This is a genomic window from Actinacidiphila acididurans (assembly GCF_016918855.1).
GTDB classification, from domain to species: domain Bacteria; phylum Actinomycetota; class Actinomycetes; order Streptomycetales; family Streptomycetaceae; genus Actinacidiphila; species Actinacidiphila acididurans.
The window spans coordinates 267,198-285,063 of sequence record NZ_JADKYB010000003.1 but is presented as its reverse complement, the minus strand read 5'-3'; the positions used below and the strand labels follow the sequence as shown (position 1 = coordinate 285,063).

Below are 17,866 nucleotides of genomic sequence, written 5' to 3'. Positions count from 1 at the left end.
CCGATCAGACAAGCCGAGCAGAGGAGACTGCGGTGGAACCCTCGACGTTGGTGGACCGGTTGTCCCAGTTTTCGTCCGAACTGACCACCGCAGAGCGGGAGAACCTGAAATTCCTGCTGAGCATGGCCGCCGGGGGTCTCCTCAGCGGCCATGCCCGGACCGTCGCGGAGCCGCTGCGCAAGGCCGCGCTGACCACCGCCCAGCACTCGCTGCCGAAACTGCACGGCGCCCTGCGGCCGGCGTTCGACACCGGTGTCGTGTTCTGCGGCCGGGGGCCGTTCTTCTCGGCGGACGACCTGGCCGTGCTGGACCGGGAGTCGCTGGCGTACCGGGCCCGGGCCGAGCGGTTCCAAGACCACTACGTGGCGTCGGGCGCCCCGGTCGCCCGCGAGCTGGCCCTGTCACAGTCGGTCAGCGACTTCCTTGCGGCCAAGGTCGGCCCGGTGCTGCCCACGTACAAGGCCAACTACCTCTACTACGACGAACCCGGGCTCGGCATCGATCCGCATGTCGACAAGGACGAGTTCTCGCTGAACGTCCTGACGATGCTGGAGCACCGGGCCGAACCACGGCAGTCCGAGCTGATCCTCTACCCGCCCGACCAGGAGGCCCTGCGCATTCACCTGGACCCGGGGGAATCGCTCGTCTTCTTCGCCGACAGCGTCACCCACCAGCGCACCCGGACGGTCTCTGGCGAGGCGATCCGGCTGGTGTCCTTTGGCTACCGGACGATCGGGAGTGCGGCATGAGCGACGGATCCGCGCTGGGGCGCCGGCTCGCGGACCTGCACCGCAGCCTGACCCCGGCCGAACAGGCCAACCTGAAGCTGATCCTCGGGCTGTCGGCCGGCCGGCTGGTCCCGGACAAGGACCCCGGCTCCGAGCAGGGCCGGCGGGCGGTGTCCGAGGCGCTGGAGATCCTGTGCCCGTACGACGTCGCCGATCCCCGCGGCATCCAGTACCGGGGGCGTCCGGACTTCCTCACCGGCGACGTGCTCACCTCGCTCATCGACGAGGCGCGGGACGTGGGGCGGACGGCCGTCCCCTTCGACGAGCACTACCTCGGCTGCGGCGGCCCGATCGCGGACCGGATCGCCACCAGCAGGGAACTGGCGGACGTCGTCGCGAGCGTGGTCCCCGGCGCGGAGGCCACCGGCATCGCGAGTTACTTGTTCTACCGCGATCCGGGCCAGGGCATCATCCCGCACATCGACACCGACATCTTCTCGCTCAACGTCCTCATGATGCTCGCGCACGAGATCCCGCAGGGGCCCGGTGAACCCTCCGCGCTCTACATGCACTTCGCCGACGGCACCGAACAGCGGCTGCAGCTGACGCCCGGCGAAGTGGTCATCTTCCTGGCGGGCACGCAGGCGCACAGCCGCACGCCCATCCGGGCCGGCGAGCGCGTGACCATCCTGACCTTCGGCTTCATGCCGCAGGGAGCACCGCTGGAGAACTACCGCCGGTGACTGTCGCCCTCGGGATTCACTGCGGACACGAATCCTCCTGCGCGGTCGTACGCGACGGCCGGCTGGTGGCCGCGGTCCAGCAGGAGCGGGTCACCCGCCGCAAATACGACGGCCAGGAGTTCCTGTCCAGCCGGCTGCCGATCGAGGCCGCCCTGCGCGCGGCCGGGGTGACGATGGACGACGTCGACATCGTGGTCAGCTCCTTCCAGGCGGCCGGCCCTTCGGCCGTCGGCTTCCAACGGCCGCTGGTCTCCCCGGCGTTCTCGGCCTTCGACCCGCTCGACGTCCGCCATCACGTCGTCTCCCACCACCTGGCGCACGCCGCCTCGGCCGTCTACCCGTCCGGCATGACGACGGCGACCGTCCTGGTGTCGGACCTCGCCGGGACGACGTCGCGGGACGGGAAGGACTACGTCCTGCCGTTCGAGCAGTTCTTCGGCCGCTACGGCACGGACACGCCGGCCGACGCCGCGCTGTTCACCGAGATGCGCTCGGTCTACGCCTTCCGCGACGGCGAATTCGAGCTGCTCGACCGGGCGTTCAGCGCACCGCACAACCAGCCCGACGTCTTCGTGCAGAGCGAGGCGAGCCTCTACGACAACGTGGCGCGGTTCCTTTTCCGCCAGGAGCACGCCCACGGCCAGCTCATGGCGCTGGCGGGTCTCCCGGTGGAGGGGCCGGCCAAGCTCGTGACCGGTGACATCGTCACCGCGGACGCGGTGCCCCGGCTCAAGAACGGCTGGCAGCTCTTCGACGCCGCGCCGGATCCCGTGGCCAACGCCGACGTGGCCGCGGCCGTGCAGGACGCCTTCACCCGGCTGCTCACCCACCACGCGCGCCGCGCGGTCGCGCTCACCGGCCACCCCGACCTGTGCTGCGCCGGCGGGGTCTTCCTCAACCTGACGGCGAACACCGCGATCGCCGAACTGCCGGAGGTACGGGAGCTGTACGTGCCCTCGTGCCCGCACGACGCGGGGATCTCGGCCGGCGCCGCCTTCCTCGGCTGGGCCCGCGCGCAGGCGGATCCGGCCGACCGCCGGGCCCGCTCCCCCCGCCGGCCCCGCCTGGGCGACGACTTCCTCGGCCGCCCCGCCGAGCCCGTCACCGCCGAGCACGCCGCCGAATACGGCTGTACGCCGCTGTCCGCGCCGGGTGACGCCGACGCGGCCGCGGCCCGCGCCGCCGAGGCGCTGGCGCGGGGGTCGATCGTGGCCCGCTACGCCGGCCGGGCCGAGTTCGGTCCGCGGGCCCTGGGCAACCGGTCGCTGCTGTGCCACCCCGTGACCTGCGCGGACGCCCGGGCGAAACTGAACCGGCTCAAGCAGCGGCAGGACTGGCGGCCGGTCGCCCCCATGGTGCGGGAGGAGGACTTGCACACGTATTTCCGCGGCCCGGACCGGTCCCCCTTCATGAACTTCAACTTCCAGGTCCGGGAGGAGTACCGCGGCATCCTCGCCGAGGCCGTGCACGCCGACGGCACCGCCCGGGTGCAGACGGTCCGCGCGCAGGACAACAAGCCGCTGCACGACCTGCTGACGCGGGTGGCCGAACTCGGCCAGGTTCCCGTCCTGATCAACACCTCCTTCAACGGGCCGGGCCAGCCGATCATCGACTCCGCCGACGACGCGCTGGCCTTCGCCCGGCACCCGCTGGTCGACCATGTGCTCACCTCGGACTGCCTGTTCGCCGCGTCGGGGTCCGGGCCCATCCCGGTACGGCGCCCGCCGTCGGTCGTCATGGCGATGTTCGGGGCCGGCGCCGACGCGAAGTACGTGCTCAGCAAGGGGAATGCGGCCGGCCCGGTGGACCGGCGGCTGTTCCTTGACCTGTGCCAGGGCGACACGGCGCTGGCCGACAGTGGTTCCCCACTGGTCCGGGACTGCCTTCGGGCCGGACTGCTCGTCGAAGCCTGAGGCCTGATGACCACGGAAACCGAGGAGACCGCGGCGGCACAGCACAGCGAGCCGCTGGCGACCGCCCTGCCCGTCGCCACCTTCCTGTCCTACTTCGCGATCGCCGCGGTGGAGTTCTCCGTGCCGTTCGTGGCGGTGGCGACGCTGGGCGCGAGTTCGCTCGTCATCGCCGCCCTGGGCATCTGCCGCTTCGCGCCGCAGGTGCTGCTGGCCCGGACCGCGGCGCGCACCGTCGAACGCTACGACCAGCGCACCGTCATGCTCGGCTCCGAACTGCTGCGCGTGGTCGCCTTCCTGCTCTCCGCCCTCGCCCTCGCCTTCACCCGCGGCGCGGGGCTGGCGATCTTCGCGCTGGCCAACGTCGCCCTGGCGTGCGCGTCCATTCTGACGGCGGTGGCCACGCAGGTGCTGGTCCCGGCCGTCTTCGCGGAAGAGGAGCTGCCGCGGGTCTACTCCCGGCTCGGCATGGCCGAATCGACCGCCGACGCGGTGGCCCCCTTCCTCACCGGGCTGAGCCTGGCCGCGATCGGCGTCTCCCGGTCCTTCGGCGCCGCCTCGGTCCTGGCCCTGGCTGCCTGCGCCCTGCTGCTGCGCATCCCGCGGATCCGGCTGCCCGCCGCCGAGCCCGGCAGCCCCGGACCGGCGACCGGCGCCTCGCGCAGCACCCTGCGGCGCGGCCTGCGGCTCAACGTCCGCACTCCCCCGCTGCGGATCATCACCCTGTGGGCGGTGTCGTACAACTTCGGCCAGTGCGTCATCGAAGCGCTCCTGCTCATCGCGCTCGTCGACCGGACGCCCGTCGGCGCTGCCTCCTACGGCGTGATCCGCACCGGCGCCGTGCTGTTCGCCGCCGTCGGCGCCTACGCGGCCGAGCGGCTGCCCGCACCGCTGCGCAGCGGCCTGGGGACCTCGCTGTTCGGCTGCGGCGCGGTGGCCTCGTACGCCGTCCTGGGCACCGGCGTGCACATCGGCGGTACGGCGGGGCTGGTGGTCGTGCTGGCCGGGTTCGCCCTCGACGAGTTCTGCTCGGGCGTCGTACTGGTGCGCATCCAGGCGTTCCGGGCGCGCGCGATCACCGACACGGACCGCCCCATCGCGACCGCGGCCTACCGGGCCGTCAACCTCACCGCCGTCCCCGCCGGCTTCGCGGTGGGCGGTGTCGCCGGCCTGCTGATCAGCCCGGCGAGCACCATCTTCGTCGTCGGCCTGCTGATGATCCTGCCCGGGATCCTGATCCTGTCCCGTTCGGTGCGCGCGACGGCGTGACGCTCCCCGCCGGGCCCGGCGGCGGGTTCGGGGGCTCAGCCCGCGAGCAGGGGCGTCACCCGGGACAGTGTGTCCTGGATGTTGGCCTCGGTGACCAGCGCCCGGGCGTCGGCCGGGGTCAGCCACCGCAGGGGGGCGTCCGGGTGCTCCGGCCGGACCCTCTCGGGGTCCGCGGTGGCCAGGACGAAGCGCAGGTCGGCGTGTTCGTGCGCCTCCTCCCGGCTGTTCGCCGGGACCGGCACGATCACCAGGTGCCGCGGGTCCCGGTCCGGCCACGGGGTCAGGTCGGGCAGGCCGGTCTCCTCCTGGGCCTCCCGCAGGGCGATGGCGAGCGGGTCGTGTTCGCCCGGGTCGGCGTGCCCGCCGACCAGCAGCCAGGACCGGTGGCGCGGGTGCCGGCGCAGCAGCACCCGGCCGCTGTCCGGGTGCACGATCAGCGCCGAGGCCGTGACGTGCAGCGGGTTGGACCGCGGCCACGGGTCACCGGCTTCGGCGAGGGCACGCACCCGGTCCACGTCGGCGTGCTCCGCCGCGGTCCCGGGCCGGTAGCGGGCGAGGACGTGGGCGAGCGCGCGGTGGGTGGAGGACATGGGCCGGATCCTAGTGAGCGCGGGGTGGGGAGGACTCGTGATTTTCCGGCGGCAGGGCTCAGGGTCCCGGTGGATGCGGGGCGGCTCCCGCCGTGCCCGGACGGACCGGGCGCGGGCAACCTTCGAAGGAGTTCGGCGGTCAAAGCTGTGAGTCCGGCCCGGCCGGCGACTCGCCGGCCCCGGGGACCGGGCCGAGTCCTGGGGGGAATCACCTGTGAAACCACGTCCGTTCACCATCCGCATCGCCACCGCCGTGTCGCTCGCCGCGGCCGCGACCGGTGTCGCCGCACTGCCCGCCCACGCGACGGACGGCCCGCCGCCGCAGCCGTACACGCTGACCGTGTCCGCCGACCCCGCCGCCACCGACTACGGCCACCGGACCGTGGACGTCTCCGGCGTCCTCACCAGGGCTGACGGCACCCCGGTGGCGAACGCCTCGGTCGACGTCACCGAGAGCGTCCTGTTCGCCACCTGGAACCCCTGGGGAGACCCCATCCCGCCGACCGAAGCGAGCGAATCCCACGCCCTCGGGCCGGTCACCACCGACGAGAACGGGCGGTTCACCCTGCCCGGCACCGTCATCGCCCACTTCGGGAACGGCTCCATGCTCGGGGCCCTGGCCACGGTCGACATCGATGCGCAGTGGGACCCGGACGGCAACCCCGACACGTACGACTCCGTCTACGGTTACACCGAGGTGCGCACGCCGGGCGTCCAAACGGGCGTGTCGGCCAAGGTCGACCGGACGCGGGTGCACAAGGGCGACGTGCTCACCGTGACCGGCACCGTCTCCGTGCCCGCGGGACACGGCAGCCCGGCGGGGACGCAGGTGTTCCTGCGGGCCTTCTGGGAGGACGAGTGGAGTGCTCGCGCGACGGCCGACGCGACCGGGCACTACACGATCAAGTACCCCGTGCGGGGCTACGACCAGGACTTCGAGGTCATCACCGCTCCCCAGGACCTCTACCTCACCGGGGCCGACGCGTCCCTGCCCGTGCACAACCCGGTGGGGATCACGTACTCCAACCTGTCCGCCACCGTCGACCGCAACGGCGTCGCCACCGTCCAGGGGCGCCTCAACCAGGGCTGCTACCAGTACCACAAGGAGAAGGTGAACCTTCAGTTCGCCAAGAAGGGCGAGAAGGTCTGGCACACGGTCGCCACCGCCGTGAACGACGCCGACGGATGGCTGAAGGCCACGTACAAGGGCGGCAACGGGCTGTACCGGTGGAGCCACCCCGAATCCGACAACTGCGTCCTCTACAGTTCGGCGTCCCGTACGGTCTACCGCACCATGGAGCGCATCGCCGGGTTCCGTGCCACCCCGCAACCGGTGCGCAAGGGGCAGCCGTTGCGGCTCAGCGGCACCCTGCAGTACCTCGACGGCAGTGTCTGGCGCAACCGCGGCACGCACCCGGTGGAGATCTGGTACCGGCCGACCAGCGTCAGCACATGGGTGCGCAAGGCGGTCGTCCAGTCCAATACGAAGGGGTACTTCCAGAAGACGGTGACCGCCGGCGCCGACGGCTGGTGGCGCGCGGTGCAGGTCGGCGACGCCACGACGTACACCTCGGTCAGCCCCTCGGGCTGGGTCGACGTCCGCTGACCCGTCCGGGCCCGTATCCACCGGCCGCCGGGCCGGCCGTTTTTGCGGCGCGCCCCGCCCACACCGCGGGGCGCGTCGCCCTTCCCGGCCGCCGTGCGGTCAGCCGGTGATCTCGGCGATCGACCGGACCGCCGTTTCGAGCACGTCCGTGCCGGTCAGGGCGGTCGCCGCGCCGGGCGGGACCGGCCGGTCGTCGCGGCGGGTGACGCGGAAGGTGCGGGACTCCCCGGGCAGGAGGGTGACCAGGGCGTCGTCGACGGCGAGTTCCTGCGGCTCGGTGCCGAGCGCCGCGGCGAGCCGGTCGGCGAAGACGCAGACGTCCCGCAGCAGGGTCACGGCGGTGACGGTGAGCCGGAGTTCGCCGTCCGTGACGGCGAGATCGATCCGGCGCTCCGGCGGTACGTGGGTCAGTTCGCGGTCCGGACGGTACGTCCAGGTGGTCCTGACCCCGCCGGCATCGACGACGAGCAGTTCGCCGTACGGGTCGTCGGGCAGGGCGACCACGGGGTCGAGGGTCAGCCGGTACGTCCCGCCCGCCGGGCAGTCGGGGCGCAGCCGGACCGCGGCGCGTTCGCGGCCGTCGAACCCGATCCGCCGGACCAGGACGTCGGGGCGCCACGGCGTGCCGGAGTCGTCGGCGTCGTCGGCCAGGACGAGGACGAGTCCCGCGTCGCCGGTCGGGTCGTGGGTGGGGCCCGGGTGCACCGGCTGGATCGTGGCCAGCCGGGGCGCGAACGCGTGCCGCAGCGCGTACCAGAGCGGCTTCTCGATGCCGGCGCTGTCGACGGCCGACCAACTGATGGCCGGCCAGCAGTCGTTGAGCTGCCAGACGACGACCCCCGAGCACCGCTCGCGCGAGCGCAGCCACTCGACGCCGGCCGCGACGGCCCGGGCCTGGACCACCTGGGTGGCGAAGTGCCAGTCGGCGCCGTCGCGCGGGGTGGGCACGTGCGGCTGCAGGCCGCGGGTCAGCTTGTGCATGCCGTCGATCGCCCGCAGGTGGTGGCGGGTCAGCGGTGAGTCGGGGCCGGGCGTCTCGCCGTCGATGACGCGTTCGAGGGTGGTCCACGCGGCGGGCCCGCACCAGCCCATCTCGGCTACGAAGGCGGGGTCGTGGTCGCGGTAGTGCGCGTAGTCGGCCGTGTTCCAGGCGTCCCACAGGTGGCTCGGGCCGTGGGTGTCGGCCAGCGGGTCCCGGTCGAGGTCCCCCGACCAGGGCGAGTTGGGCAGGTACGGTCGGGTGGGGTCGAGTCGGGCGAGCACGCCGGGCAGGACGTCCAGGTAGTACGCCGCGCCCCAGCCGCGGGTGCCGAGCTGGTCGGCCCAGCCCCAGTGGTGGCGGCCGAGCACCGTCTCGTTTCCGCCGCACCACAGCACCAGGCTGGGGTGCGGGGACATCCGGGCGACGGCCTGTTCGGCCTCGGCGGTGACCAGTGCGGTCGTCTCGGCGTCCTCGCAGTAGGCGGCGCAGGCGAAGAGGAAGTCGTGCCAGACCAGGACGCCGCGTTCGTCGCAGGCGTCGAGGAACTCCTCGGTCGCGAAGTGGCCGCCGCCCCACACCCGCAGCAGGTTGGCGTTCCCGGCGACGGCCTGGTCGATCCGCCGCTTCACGCGTTCGGGGGTGACCCGGCCGGCGAAGGTGTCGTCGGGGATCCAGTTGTAGCCGCGCACCCGTACCGTCCGGCCGTTGACGACCAGGGCCCAGCGGGTGCCGGCCGCGTCCGGGGTCTCGTCGAGGGCGACGCTGCGCAGGCCGATGCGGACGGTGGTGGCATCCAGCAGGGCACCGGCCTGGACGAGTTCGGCCCGCAGCCGGTAGCGGGGCTGCGCGCCCAGGCCGATCGGCCACCACAGGGCAGGGTCGTCCACGGTCAGGGTGATCGCGGTCTCGTCGCCGGTGACGGCGCCGGTGGCCCATGCGGCGACCTGCCCGTCGGGGTCGGTCAGTTCGACCCGGACCTGGGAGCCGGCCGGTGCGTCGACCCGTACGTGGGCGGTGACGTGGGCGGCGCTGTGGTCGGGGGTGAGCCGGGTGAGCGGCCGGACGTGCTCGATCCGCCCGCGGTGGATCTCCAGGCGGATGCCGCGCCAGATGCCCGCGGTGACGTAGTGCGGTCCCCAGTCCCAGCCGAAGTTCGCCGCGGCCTTGCGCAGGTGCGGGTAGGGCTCGTCGTACGGGCTGGGCAACGGGCCGTGCGCGCGTTCGTGGGCGCGGGCGGCGTCCCAGGCGGAGGCGAAGCGCACCTCGATCGTGTTGTCGCCGGCCCGCAGGGCGTCGTCGACGGCCCACCGGTAGGCCAGGTGCTGGTCGCGGGCGGCGCCGATGTGCTGCCCGTTGACGTACACCTCGGCAATGGTGTCGAGGCCGTCCGCGACGAGGTCGGTGCGGGCGCCCGGCACCGGCGACCACTGGACGTGGCGGCGGTACGTCCACCGGGAGCGGCCGACCCACATCTGCTGCTGCTCGCCCCATCCGGTGTCGGGGTCGGCGAGGAGCCCGGCGGCGATGAGGGCGGTGTGCACCTCGCCGGGCACCTGCGCGGGGACGGCTGCGGTGCGGACGGCGCCGGGGACCTCCGGCGGGCCGCCCGACCAGGTCAGTTCCCATGCGCCGCCCAGGTCGAGCCGGGTGGCGGCGGTGGGGGTGGCCGGCTGCGTGGTGAGTGTCATCCTTTGACTGCCCCTGCGGTGAGAGCTTCCTGCATGCGACGGCTGGAAAGCGAGTACGCGACGTACACCGGCAGGAGGGTGAGTACGGTGCCGGCGGTGAGCACGCCGAAGTCGGTGGCGTCGGAGACCAGGGTCGGGAGGGCGACCTGGGCGGTGCGGATGTCCGGCGCGGTGCCGGTGATGGTGAGCGAGAACAGGTACTCGTTCCAGAAGGCGAGCAGTTGCAGGATCGTCACGCTCACCACGCCCGGCATCGCGATGGGGATGAACACGTTGACCAGCAGCCGCCAGTTGCCGGCGCCGTCGAGGGCGGCCGATTCCACCAGCGCCGGCGGCACGGTGCGCATGAACTGGGTGAGCAGCAGCACCGACAGCGGCAGTGCGCCGGCCGGCAGGAACAGCATCTGGAATTCGCGCGTGTAGAACAGGTTCATCTTGATCGACAGCACCACGGTGGGGATCAGCGCGGCGAACGGCGGGATGAGGAAACCGACGGAGAAGGTGCCGGTGATCAGCCGGGCGAGCCGGTTGTCCAGGCGGGCCAGGGCGTAGGCGGCGGGCAGCGCGAGGCCGAGCGTCAGCACGATCGCGACCGCCGAGATCAGCGCCGAGTTGAGCAGGGCCTGCCCCAGGTCGGCGGTCCGCCAGGCGGTGGAGAAGTTCCGCCACAGCCAGTGCTCGGGCAGCGCGAAGGGATGGGTGAAGATCTCGATGTTGGTCTTGAGGGCGCTGACCACGAGGTAGTACAGCGGCGCCGCGAGCACCAGGGCGTACAGCCAGGACAGCAGGCCGGCGACCGGGCCGCGGGCGCGCGGTGAGCGGCGGCGCGCGGACGGGCGGACGGCAGCGGTGGCGGGCCGGGGCGGTGCCGGGCGGCGGGGCGGAGGCGGCGGCTGGGGCAGCCGGGTGGCGGGCTGCGGGGCGGTCATCGGGTCCTCTCCCGAGGGCTGCGCAGCAGCGCACGGATCAGCAGCATCCCGGCGACGCCCAGGAGGAGCAGGACGACGCCGACCACCTGGCTGTAGCCGAGGTCGCTCTGGCCGAACGCCTTCTCGTAGACCAGGTACGACAGCGTGGTGGACGAGGTGCCGGGTCCGCCCTTGGTCAGCAGCAGGATCAGCGCGGCCGAGGTGAACAGCGTCCACAGGAACTGCAGCATGGTGAGCGTGCGGACATAAGTCTTGACCATGGGGAAGGCGATCTGCCACATGATGCGCAGGCGTCCGGCGCCGTCGATCCGGGCCGCCTCGATCACGTCGGCCGGCACGCTGGCCAGGCGCGCGGCGAACAGCACGGCGGTCCAGCCGATGCCACGCCACAGGTCGATGGCGATGAGGCTGGGGAGCGCGGTACTCGGGTCGGCGAGCCAGGAGGTGCCGAGCGAGTCCAGGCCGACCGCGCGCAGCAGGCCGTTGGCCCCGCCCTCGGGGGACAGCACCCCGTAGAAGATCATCCCGGTGACGGAGATCGAGATCAGGCCCGGGGAGAAGTACAGCACCGACAGCACCCGGTAGCCGCGGGGTTTGGTGCTCAGGTGGTAGCCCAGCATGAACGCCAGCGGAATCATCACCGGGATCACGACGGCGACCTGCACCAGGCTGTTGCGCACCGCGTCGTGGAAGGTGGGGTCGGCGAAGACGTGCCGGATGTTCCGCGTCCCGATGAACGTCGGGTCGTAGATCAGGCCCTTCCAGCGCAGGGTGGCGATGACGAACATGGCGACGAGCGGGCCCACCGAGAACACGGCGAACCACACCAGGGACGGGACGGTCAGCCACAGCAGGCGGGGCGAGTTCAGGCCGCCGCGGCGGCCGCGGCCGGGTCTGCGAGCGGCGGTCGGGGGCGCGGCGCGGCCCCCGGCCGGGATGCTGGTCGATGACATGTGTGTGTCCTTCGGCGAGACGACGGCGGTCAGCCCGTGGCGGTGGGTCAGCCCTTGGTGGCGCTGTCGAGGCCGGCGCAGATCTTCTGCGCCGTCGACTTGCCGTACGCCCCGGTCAGGACCTGGATGATCCGGTCGGACGCGGAGCCGATCCAGACGTCGGGCACGACCGGGTAGTCCACGGCGGTGTCCAGGTGGAGCGACTGGGCGAGCAGCGGGTCGGTCGCGTACGAGCCGAAGTCGCCGCTGGTCGGGGGCAGGATGCTTGCGTCCTTGACGAAGTGCCCGACGCTGGCGTTCGCGTAGAAGGCGGTGATCAGCCGGCGTACCTTGTCGATCCGGTCGGGCTGGGCACCCCGCTTGGTGATCATGAATCCGACGCCGGTGAAGCCCTGGAACGCGGTGGGCTTCCGGTACGTCGAGCCGCCCGGCACCGGAAGTCCGGCCAGTGTGGTGTGTTTCTCGATGCCGGTGCCGGACTTGGTGGCCTCGGTGTACGCCCAGGAGCCGGCCGACATGATCGCGGCCTTGCCGGAGTAGAAGGACGCGTACATGCTGTCGGCCGTCAGGCCGGCGGAGTCGTCGGCGAAGACACCGGCGTCGCGCAGCCGGGTGAACAGCTTGATGCCGTCCATGACCGACGGGGTCGCGCAGTAGCCGCCGTTCTTCATGACCTTCTCCATGGTCGCGGCGTCGGTGTAGGACTGCGCGATCTGGTAGAAGAGCTTCTGCCCGGTCCAGTCGTTCCCGCCGACGACCAGCGGCTGGATGCCGGCGGCGCGCAACTTGCCCGCGTCGGCCACGAGTTCGTCCGTGGTGGTCGGGATCTTCGGCACCCCGGCCTTCTTGAGCAGGTCGGTGTTGTACCAGACCGGCCAGCTGAACCCGGAGAACGGCAGGCCCTGCAATGTGCCGTCCGGCTTGCCGCCGACGCGCCACTCGTCGAGCGCCGCGGGCTTGATCCGGTCCTGCAGGCCCCACTCCTTCAGGTATCCGTCGACCGGGACGGTGACGCCCGCGTCCAGCCAGCCCAGCGTCTTGTCGAAGAGGTTGACGATCACCAGGTCGGGGGACTTGCCGGCCGCGACGGCGGTCTCGACCTGGTCGTCGATGGTCTCCAGGCCGTCGGTGGCGTTGACCTTGATGCCGGTCTGAGCGGTGAATGCCTTGAAGACGCTGCTCTGCGCCCCGGCCGCCGAGTTGCCGGCCGACCAGCGGGTGACGACGTCGATGGAGTTGCCGCCGCCGGCGGCGTGACCGCTGGTACCGCAGGCGGTCAGGCCGAGGGCGAGGGCGCTGACGATGAACACGGCCACGGCGCGCACGGCCCGTGGCCTGGTGCGGTGGTTCATAGGCTTTCCCTTGCTGTGCGGGCAGGACAGGGGACAGCGCGTCGATCACGGCGATCGGCCGGTGGCGTGCGGGGAACGACGAGCTGGAACGAGCCCGGGACGGGTCGTCCCGGGCGGTCACCGAGAGCACACCGGCCTGCGCGGCGGGTGCTCGCCAGACAGCGTGGAGCACCCCAACCGCCAAGTCAATAACTTAGATTAGTAATCTATTAAAGCGCCCCGCGGGCGACCAGCCGGGCCGGCGCCGCCTTGACGACGCGTCCGCCGGCCGCTGGCGCACCCTCCGCCAGGGCCTGTGCCAGCGCGTTCCCGACGAGTTCGCCCAGCTCCTGCACGTCGTGGCCGACCGCGCTGAGCGGCGGCACGGCAAGCTGACACAGCGCCGAGTCGTCCCACGCGACCAGCGCGAGGTCGGCCGGGACGGCCAGCCCGCGGCGGCCCGCCTCGTGCAGCGCGCCCAGCGCCATCACGTCGTTGTCGAAGACCAGCGCGGTGGGCCGCTCGGCGGACGCGGCGAGCGCGGCGATGGCGCGTACGCCCGCCGCCTCGGAGTAGTCGCCGTCGAACACCGTGGTGCGGACCCCGTGTTCCGCCGCGACCGCCTCGAAGGTACGGCGCCGGATGATGGTGTGCGCCATCTGCGCCGGGCCGCCGACGTGACCGAGGTGCGTGTGGCCCGCACCGACCAGTCCGGCGACCACGTCCCGCATCGCCACGTCGTCCTGCGTCCACACCGCCGGCAGTCCCCCGGCCGTCTCCGGATCCCCGATGACCACGGCCGGCATGCCCAACTCCTTGACCAGCGCCACGCGTTCGTCCCCGGGCAGCAAGTCGATGAGGATCATGCCCTGCACCTGGCCGTACCGGGCCCAGGCGCGCATGCGCTCACCTGCCTGCCGCACCGTGGCGACGACCTGGAGCAGCACCGGCACCCCGAGCGGCACCAGGACCCGCTCCATCCCGGCGATGAACTCGTGGAAGAAGGGCTCGGCGCCGAGCACCTCCGCGTCCCGGACCAGGGCCAGGCCGACCGGGGTGCCCTCCTGCGGGCGTGCCGTGCGGGCGGCCGGTGCCGAAGCCATGCTTCCTCCTGGTCGATCGGCCTCGTCTAACCTTCATCCACATAACGTGGTCGTGCGACAGCGTACGGCGGGACGAGAGGTGGTCGACGGTGGCCCGACGGGAGTCTTCGGCCGCGGGGCCCGGCAGCCGCGCGCTGGTCGTGGACCTCATCCGCTCCTCGGGGCCGATCAGCCGGGTGGAGCTGGTGAAGGTCACCGGGCTGACGCAGCCGACCATCTCCAACATCGTCCGCCGGCTGATCGACGACGGCGTGGTCCGCGAGACCGGCGACACCGTGGCGACCCGCGGCAAGCCCCGCGCCATGCTGATCATCAACTCCCGTGCGGCGTACGGCGTGGGCATCCACATGGCCGCCGACACCCTGACCTGCGTGGTGACGGACACCCGCGGCGGGACCATCGGCCGCCAGCTCGTGGCCGCGCCCGCCGACGGCCGGCCGGCCGAGGTGGTCGCCCGGCTCGCCGCGCTGTACCGCGACGTCACCGACGGCCTGGGCCTGCCGCCGCGGAGCGTGGCCGGGCTGGCCGTGGTCGGGCCGGGGCCGGTCGACGTCGCGCGCGGCGGGTTCCTCGCGCCGGACCCGGGGCAGCGCGCCGGGCTCGATCTCGCGCAGGCGCTGAGCGGCCGGCTGGACGTCCCGGTGCTGGTCGACAGCGATGCCGCGGCGGCGGCCGTCGGGGAGTTCTGGGGGCGGCAGGTCTCGCGCGAGCGGACCTTCGGCTGCCTCTACATGAATTCCGGCATCGGCTCCGGTGTGGTCCTGGACGGCGCCCTGCACCGCGGCGCCAGCTCCAACGCGGGGAAGATCGGGCACATCGCGGTGGTCCGGGACGGTGAGCCGTGCCCGTGCGGCAACCGCGGCTGCCTGGAGCAGTACGCCGCTCCACACGTGGTCGTCGGGCGCGCGCGGGCGCTGCCGGGCCTGGCGGAGCGGCTGTCGATCCGGCCCGAGGACCCGGACGCGCGGGCCTTCGACGTGCTGGCGCGCGCGGCGCTCTACGGCGACCAGGAGGCCCGTGCGCTCGTGGACGAATCGGCGGCGCTGCTCGCGGAGGGCGCGGTCGTCCTCGCCAACCTGTGGGACCTCGACACGCTGGTGCTGGCCGGCCCGGGATTCGCCGTCGCCGGGTCCGTCTACGTCACCGAGATCCGCCGCCGGCTCGCGCAGCGGGCGTTCACCCGGGACGTGCACGGCGTTCAGGTCGACCTGTCCAGCAACCCGCGCGACGCCGCGGCGATCGGCGGGGCGGCGCTGGTGCTCCAGGGCTCGGTCGCGCCCGGCCACGGGCCGCAGGTCGCGGCGCGGGCGTAACCGTACGGATCCGACGCCGCGTCAGGCGCCCTGTGTCCGATGTCTTGCTGACGGGGCAGCACGCCGGTACGGTGCACGAGCCGCCGGGACTGTCGCAGGTCGAGTACGCACTCGACTTGCATAGATTAATAATGAAACTTATCGGCTTCCGTGAAGGAGCCCCCCATGAGACTCCGCAGGACCCGCCGGACCGCGCGCTTCGGCGTCCGGATCAAAGCGCTCGGTGCCCTCGCCGGCACCCTCACTCTCCTGGCGCTCGCGCTGCCCTCGTTCGCCGCGCACGCCGCGGCCCAGGCCCCGCGCGTCATCCATGTCGCCAAGAACGGCAGCGACAGCAACCCGGGGACGCAGGCCGCCCCGTATCTGACGATCAATCACGCGGCGCAGGAGGCGCAGCCCGGCGACACGGTGATGGTGCACGCCGGGCTGTACCGCGAGACGGTCAAGCCCGCGCGCGGCGGAACCGACGAAGCGCACCGCATCACGTACACCAACGCCGGCGACGGCGAGGTGGTCGTCAAGGGCTCCGAGGAGGTCAACTCCTGGACGCAGACCGGCGGCAACGTCTGGAGCGTCACCCTGCCCAACAGCTACTTCGGCGACTACAACCCGTACGCGACCGGCCAGCCGCAGGGCGGTGACGGCGGCACCTTCCCGGGCTACACCGCGGGCGACGTCTACCTCAACGAGCAGGCGTACTACGAGAAGCCGTCACTGAGCGCCGTACAGGGGTCGGCCAGCAGCTGGTACTCGGAGGTGTCCACCAGCAGCACCACCATCTGGGCGAACTTCAACGGCGCCGATCCGAACGCCGGGCTCGCCGAGATCAACGTGCGCCGGCAGATCTTCGCCCCGGACGCCTGGGGCCTGGGCTACATCACCGTCAACGGCTTCACCGTGAAGCAGGCCGCGAACACCTACTCGGACTTCCCGAGCAGCCCCACGCGGCGGCAGGCCGGCGCCATCAGCGTCAACGGCGGCCTGAAATGGATCATCGAGAACAACATCGTGATCAACGCCCGCACGATCGGCATCGACATCGGCCTCGGCAACGACGAATGGGCGGGCAACCGGCCCGGCACGACCCGGACCGACTTCCACGACACCGACAAGTACGGCTCGCACATCGTCCGGAACAACTACATCGCCAGATGCGGCCAGTCCGGCATCGCGGGCGTCTTCTCCTGGCATTCCCAGATCCTCTACAACATGATCGAGGACACCAACTACCGCAACGAGTTCAGCGGTGCCGAGACCGCCCCGATCAAGGTGCACTACATGAACGAGGGCCTGATCAAGGGCAATTACATCAAGAACTCCAAGGGCGGGAACTCGGCCGGGATCTGGACGGACTGGGGTAACCAGAACGTCCGCATCACCCAGAACATCGTGATGAACAGCCCGTGGGGCTACTACGCCGAGGCCGTCTTCGGCCCGATCCTGGTGGACAACAACGTCTTCATCGGCAACAGCGACATCCGGACGCTGGACGCCACCGGTGTGGTCTTCGCCCACAACCTGTTCATCGACAACGGCAGCATCCACAACGACGGCAGCGGCCGGGACGCTTACTACTTCCAGCCGGGCACGATGAACCAGACCACCGCGCTCACCTCACCGGAGAAATTCTTCTGGTACAACAACCTGGTCCAGGGCTCGACCCTGCCCGACAACGCGACGGACAAGACCCAGGTGAAGGAAGGCGACTTCACCGGGGTGATCTCCAACGTGCACTACACGGCGACCAACACCCAGATGTCGCTGAACTTCGACCTCGACGCCTCCGGCATCCACGGCCTGACCCCGGTCACCCAGTCCCGGGTGGGTGTCATCCCGCTCGCCGACCAGAGCATCGCCGCCGATGTGACCACCGACTTCTTCGGCCAGCCGGTCAACACGAGCAATGTCATGGCAGGCCCGTTCGCCGCCGCGCACAGCGGCACCAACTCCTTCACGCTGTGGCCGCCGGCCGGCCAGACCGTACCCAAGCCGCCGACGAACCTGCCGGTGAACCTCTCGCTGAACCCGGGGACGAAGGCCGTCGCCTCCTACCAGGACGGCGCCTACACCGCCGCCAACGCCATTGACGGCAACGCCTCCTCGCGCTGGTCCAGCGACCACAGCAACGACCCCAACGCCTGGATCCACGTCGACCTCGGCGGCGAGTACAACGTCAGCACCGCGGTCCTGTCCTGGGAGGCGGCGTACGGATCAGCGTACAAGATCCAGGTCTCGGACGACGCCACGCACTGGACGGACGCCTACTCCACCACCAGCGGCCTGGGCGGCAACGAGACGGTGACCGTCAACAAGGCCGCGCGGTACGTCCGCATGCAGGGCGTCACGCCCGCCACCCAATACGGCTACTCGCTCTGGGAGTTCGAGATCTACGGCACGCCGGCCTCGGGCGGCGGCAGCGGCGCCCCGACGGTCTACGGGGACAGCAATTACTCGGGCCCCTCGGCGACCTTCCCCGCGGGCAGCTACGACCTGCCGCAGCTCCAGGCCGCCGGTATCGCGAACGACAGCATCTCGTCGCTGCGGGTGCCGGCCGGCTGGACCGTGACCGCCTACGCGGACGCGGGCTTCTCCGGGACCCAGTGGACCTTCACCGCCGACGCCCCCGACCTCACGGCCACGGGCAACAACGACAAGATCTCGTCCCTGCGCGTCACCGCCGCCTGATTCCCCCCAGCCCGCACCGGCCGCTCACCGGTGCGG

At 71.8% G+C, this 17,866-nt stretch carries 13 protein-coding genes; 7 read left to right on the top strand and 6 right to left on the bottom strand.

Features of this window, described 5'->3' with window-relative positions; translation table 11 throughout:
- The first annotated feature begins 32 nt into the window (after positions 1 to 32).
- The 4 genes from ITX44_RS06670 to ITX44_RS06655 are packed head-to-tail and all read left to right on the top strand — an operon-like array spanning position 33 to position 4,650.
- A complete protein-coding gene (locus tag ITX44_RS06670; RefSeq protein ID WP_205356093.1) occupies positions 33 to 749 on the top strand; it encodes a hypothetical protein in 717 nt (238 codons plus the stop codon).
- Positions 746 to 1,471, top strand: coding sequence for a hypothetical protein (locus ITX44_RS06665; RefSeq protein WP_205356092.1), 726 nt, complete (start codon positions 746 to 748; stop codon positions 1,469 to 1,471). Before ITX44_RS06670 ends, ITX44_RS06665 begins: the two co-directional genes overlap by 4 nt.
- Positions 1,468 to 3,384 (top strand): carbamoyltransferase C-terminal domain-containing protein, encoded by a 1,917-nt coding sequence (locus tag ITX44_RS06660; RefSeq protein WP_205356091.1) that lies wholly within the window; start codon positions 1,468 to 1,470, stop codon positions 3,382 to 3,384. The genes ITX44_RS06665 and ITX44_RS06660 overlap by 4 nt, the downstream gene beginning before the upstream one ends.
- 6 nt (positions 3,385 to 3,390) lie before the next feature.
- Positions 3,391 to 4,650, top strand: a complete 1,260-nt coding sequence (locus ITX44_RS06655) for an MFS transporter (RefSeq protein ID WP_205356090.1) — start codon at positions 3,391 to 3,393, stop codon at positions 4,648 to 4,650.
- Positions 4,651 to 4,685: 35 nt separating this feature from the next.
- Here ITX44_RS06655 and ITX44_RS06650 read toward each other — a convergent pair whose 3' ends face one another.
- A complete protein-coding gene (locus ITX44_RS06650; protein ID WP_205356089.1) occupies positions 4,686 to 5,240 on the bottom strand; it encodes an NUDIX hydrolase in 555 nt (184 codons plus the stop codon).
- Positions 5,241 to 5,454: 214 nt separating this feature from the next.
- Between ITX44_RS06650 and ITX44_RS06645 the strand changes: the two genes are divergently transcribed.
- Positions 5,455 to 6,846: a transthyretin-like family protein gene (locus tag ITX44_RS06645; RefSeq protein ID WP_205356088.1), complete on the top strand. Its 1,392-nt coding sequence runs from the start codon at positions 5,455 to 5,457 to the stop codon at positions 6,844 to 6,846.
- 99 nt (positions 6,847 to 6,945) lie between these two features.
- Here the strand turns inward: ITX44_RS06645 and ITX44_RS06640 are convergent, their stop codons facing one another.
- The 5 genes from ITX44_RS06640 to ITX44_RS06620 form a co-directional block, all read right to left on the bottom strand.
- Positions 6,946 to 9,516: a glycoside hydrolase family 2 protein gene (locus tag ITX44_RS06640; RefSeq protein WP_236060153.1), complete on the bottom strand. Its 2,571-nt coding sequence runs from the start codon at positions 9,514 to 9,516 to the stop codon at positions 6,946 to 6,948.
- Complete coding sequence (locus ITX44_RS06635; RefSeq protein WP_205356087.1) at positions 9,513 to 10,445, bottom strand: carbohydrate ABC transporter permease; 933 nt, start codon at positions 10,443 to 10,445, stop codon at positions 9,513 to 9,515. The genes ITX44_RS06640 and ITX44_RS06635 overlap by 4 nt, the downstream gene beginning before the upstream one ends.
- Positions 10,442 to 11,398: a carbohydrate ABC transporter permease gene (locus ITX44_RS06630; RefSeq protein ID WP_205356086.1), complete on the bottom strand. Its 957-nt coding sequence runs from the start codon at positions 11,396 to 11,398 to the stop codon at positions 10,442 to 10,444. Before ITX44_RS06630 ends, ITX44_RS06635 begins: the two co-directional genes overlap by 4 nt.
- Positions 11,399 to 11,445: 47 nt before the next feature.
- Positions 11,446 to 12,750, bottom strand: coding sequence for an ABC transporter substrate-binding protein (locus tag ITX44_RS06625; protein WP_205356085.1), 1,305 nt, complete (start codon positions 12,748 to 12,750; stop codon positions 11,446 to 11,448).
- Between the two features lie 209 nt (positions 12,751 to 12,959).
- Entirely contained in the window at positions 12,960 to 13,832 is an 873-nt protein-coding gene (locus ITX44_RS06620; RefSeq protein WP_205356084.1) for a LacI family DNA-binding transcriptional regulator, read from the bottom strand.
- A gap of 89 nt (positions 13,833 to 13,921) precedes the next feature.
- On the opposite strand from ITX44_RS06620, the gene ITX44_RS06615 reads away from it, so the two are divergent.
- Together ITX44_RS06615 and ITX44_RS06610 are read left to right on the top strand one after the other, a co-directional pair.
- Positions 13,922 to 15,145 carry an ROK family transcriptional regulator gene (locus ITX44_RS06615; RefSeq protein ID WP_205356083.1) on the top strand — a complete coding sequence of 408 codons (1,224 nt, stop codon included), beginning with the start codon at positions 13,922 to 13,924 and terminating at the stop codon, positions 15,143 to 15,145.
- Between the two features lie 165 nt (positions 15,146 to 15,310).
- On the top strand, positions 15,311 to 17,830 hold the full coding sequence (locus ITX44_RS06610; protein ID WP_205356082.1) for a galactose-binding domain-containing protein: 2,520 nt from the start codon (positions 15,311 to 15,313) through the stop codon (positions 17,828 to 17,830).
- The last annotated feature ends 36 nt before the right edge of the window (positions 17,831 to 17,866 follow it).